The sequence below is a fragment of the Dietzia sp. B19 genome (assembly GCF_014145155.1).
Taxonomy (GTDB): domain Bacteria; phylum Actinomycetota; class Actinomycetes; order Mycobacteriales; family Mycobacteriaceae; genus Dietzia; species Dietzia natronolimnaea.
The window spans coordinates 1-3,333 of record NZ_JAALED010000203.1; the positions used below are offsets into that span (position 1 = coordinate 1).

A 3,333-nucleotide genomic window follows, 5' to 3' on the forward strand; every position below is an offset into this window, starting at 1 on the left:
CCGGGACGCCCCCCTCGCCGGGCATCCGCACGCGCGCACGTACGCCCACAACGCAGCCGCCCCCGACGATGGCGTCTGGCGTGCGCAGATGCGCAGGCCGGAGTTCATCGCGGGGGGCGGCTGTGAGTCACCGGCCAGCCGCTCGCGCGGATGCACGCCGGCTGGGGATGCTGGGCCGTCAGAGCAGTTCGATCCTGGGCCGTCAGAGCAGTTCGATGCCAGGCCGTCAGAGCAGTTCGATGATGGTGGCGTTGGCCTGGCCGCCGCCCTCGCACATCGTCTGCAGGCCGTACCTGATGCCGTTCGCCTTCATGTGGTGGACCATGTCCGTCATGATGCGGGCCCCGGAGCCGCCGAGCGGGTGGCCGAGGGCGATCGCGCCACCGTTGGGGTTGAGCTTGGCCGGGTCGGCGCCGGTCTCGGCGAGCCACGCCATCGGCACCGAGGCGAAGGCCTCGTTGACCTCGAACACCCCGATGTCGTCGATCGTCAACCCGGAGCGCTCGAGAGCCTTGGCCGTGGCCGGGATCGGGGCGGTGAGCATGATGACCGGATCGTCGCCGGCGAGCGTGGCGGTGTGGACACGCGCGATCGGCGTGCAGCCATACCTGGCGGCGGCCTCCTCGCTCATCACCAGGATCGCGGCGGATCCGTCCGAGATCTGCGAGGCGTTGCCGGCGTGGATCACGCCGTCGGACTTGAACGGGGTCTTGAGCCCGGCCAGCCCCTCGACGGTGCTGCCCCGGCGGATGCCCTGGTCAGCATCGAAGACCCCGTCCGGGGTGGTCACCGGGACGATGTGCCCGGCGAAGAACCCGGCGTCCTGCGCGGCGGCGGCCTTCTCGTGCGAGGCCACGGCGAACTCGTCGAGCTGCGTGCGGGACAGCCCCCACCGCTCGGCGATCATCTCGGCGCCGACGCCCTGGTTGGGCATGGTGCCGTCGTAGCGGCCCAGGAAGTCCTGCCCGTACGGGATGCCCTCGCCGGTGATCGAGCTGCCCATCGGCTGACGGGTCATGGACTCGACGCCGCCGGCCACCACCACGTCGTGGTAACCGGATTCGACCACCGCGACGGCGAAGCTCAGCGCCTGCTGCGAGGAACCGCACTGGCGGTCGATGGTCACGCCGGTGACGGTCTCGGGCCACCCGGCGGAAAGCACTGCGGTACGCGCGATGTCCCCGGTCTGCTCGCCGGCCTGGGTCACGCACCCCCAGATCACGTCCTCCACGATCCCCGGGTCGACCCCGGCGCGCTCGACCAGAGCGTTCAGCACCGTGCCCGACAGATCGGCCGGATGCACCCCGGCCAGTCCACCCTTGCGCTTGCCCACCGCGCTTCGCACGGCCTCCACGATCACTGCACCCATGTGCGTGTCCCTCTCTGGAACGGTGTGTATCCGGTCTCGTCCGACCGGGTCTTGTCAGTGTTGCGCATCACGTTCAGCCGACGTACGGCGGCGTGCGCCTGAGCTCGCCGCGCGCGATGGTGCGGCGATGCACGGCGTCCGGGCCGTCGACGATCCTCAGGGCCCGCGCCCAGGCGTAGAAGTAGGCGAGAGGGGTGTCGTCCGAGACACCGGCCCCACCGAAGACCTCGATCGCCCGGTCGATCACGGTGCACGCGACCTGCGGCGCGATCACCTTGATGGCCGAGATCTCGAACCGGGCCTCCTTGGCGCCGACGGTGTCGATCATCCACGCGCAGTGCTGGACCTGCAGGCGTGCCTGGTCGATCTCGATGCGGGAGTTGGCGATGTGCTCCTGGACCACGCCCTGCTCGGACAGGTACCCGCCGAAGGCGTGCCGCGACTTGGCGCGGTCGACCATCAGGGCCAGGGCCCGCTCGGCCATCCCGATGGCGCGCATGGCGTGGTGGATGCGGCCCGGCCCGAGACGCGCCTGCGCGATCGCGAAACCGGCACCCTCCTCGCCGAGCAGGTTCGACGCCGGCACCCGGACGTCCGAGAAGACGAGCTCGCAGTGACCGTGCTGGTCCTGGTAGCCGAACAGCGGGAGGTTGCGCTCGATGGTGAGCCCCGGGGTACCGCGCGGGACCAGGACCATCGACTGCTGACGGTGCGTCTCGGCGGTCTCGTCCGTCTTGCCCATGACGATGAAGATCTCGCAGCGCTCGTCTGCCACTCCCGTGATCCACCACTTGCGGCCGTTGATCACGTACTCGTCGCCCTCGCGGCGGATGACGGTCTGGATGTTCGTCGCATCGGAGGAGGCCACGTCGGGCTCGGTCATGGCGTAGGCCGACCGGATCCTGCCCTCCTTGAGCGGCTCGAGGTACGCGGCCTTCTGCTCGTCGGTCCCGAACAGGTGGAAGGTCTCCATGTTCCCGGTGTCGGGCGCCTGCGAGTTGATGGCCTCGGGGGCGATCACCGGCGACCAACCGGAGATCTCCGAGACCGCCGCGAACTCGAGATTGGAGATGCCGGACCACTCCGGCAGGAAGAGGTTCCACAGCCCGCGACGCCGCGCCTCCGCCTTGAGGTCCTCCATGACGGGCGGGTGTTCGTGGTCGCCGTGCGTGCGCAGGTACTCGGCCCACACCGGCTCGGCGGGGAACACATGCTCGCGCATGAACTCCCACATGTTCTCCTGCAGCTCGACGCTGCGCTGACTGTGCGCGAATTCCATCGTGATGTCTCCTGGGTCGAGAACTGGTGAGGTCGAGGACTAGTGAAGGGTCATGCCGCCGTCGACGGTGAGGGTCGACCCGGTGATGAACGACGAGGCGTCGGAGGCGAGGAAGAGAAGGGCGGAGTCGAGCTCCGGTTGCAGACCGAGCCGACCGAAGATCGTGCGTCCGGTGATGTCGGCGAGCATCGTCTCGGGGATCTCGTCGGTCATCTCCGAGGCGAAGTACCCGGGGGCGAGCGCGTTGACGCGGATCCCCCGCCGGCTCCCCCACTGGGCCGCCAGGTCCCGGGTCAGTCCCAGGACGGCCGCCTTGGAGGCGGAGTAGGCGGCCTGCGGGGCGAATCCTGCGGTCAGGCCGAGCACGCTGGCCACGTTGACGATGCTCGAGCCGGGCTCCATGACGGTCGCGCACTCCTTGGCCGCCCAGTAGGCGCCGTGGAGGTTGACGTCCACCACGCCCCGGAACTGCTCCGGGGTCTCCTTGAGCGCGGGCACGGCGGTGCCGATGCCGGCGTTGTTGACCAGGACGTCGATCCGCCCGTGGGAGTCCATGGCCGAGCGGACCATGGCCGCACACGCCTCGGGGTCCGCGACGTCACAGGCCACCGTCGACGCCGTTCCGCCGGCCGCGCGGAGCTCCTCGGCGAGTGCGTCGAGGCGCTCCCGTCGGCGGGCGGCCAGG

At 70.0% G+C, this 3,333-nt stretch carries 3 protein-coding genes; all 3 read right to left on the minus strand.

All coding sequences use genetic code 11. From position 1 onward, the window contains the following. Window positions 1–226: 226 nt before the first annotated feature. Complete coding sequence (locus G6020_RS06815; protein WP_179525666.1) at window positions 227–1,369, minus strand: thiolase family protein; 1,143 nt, start codon at window positions 1,367–1,369, stop codon at window positions 227–229. Window positions 1,370–1,442: 73 nt separating this feature from the next. Continuing rightward, a complete protein-coding gene (locus tag G6020_RS06820; RefSeq protein WP_182610103.1) occupies window positions 1,443–2,648 on the minus strand; it encodes an acyl-CoA dehydrogenase family protein in 1,206 nt (401 codons plus the stop codon). Between the two features lie 39 nt (window positions 2,649–2,687). Continuing rightward, the coding region (locus G6020_RS06825) for an SDR family oxidoreductase (protein ID WP_182610104.1) at window positions 2,688–3,333 on the minus strand (646 nt) is incomplete at its 5' end.

Bases quoted from the DNA above. Each gene is read 5' to 3' on its own strand.
- G6020_RS06815 (WP_179525666.1), bottom strand. From the start codon at position 1,369: ATGGGTGCAGTGATCGTGGAGGCCGTGCGAAGCGCGGTGGGCAAGCGC.
- G6020_RS06820 (WP_182610103.1), bottom strand. From the start codon at position 2,648: ATGGAATTCGCGCACAGTCAGCGCAGCGTCGAGCTGCAGGAGAACATG.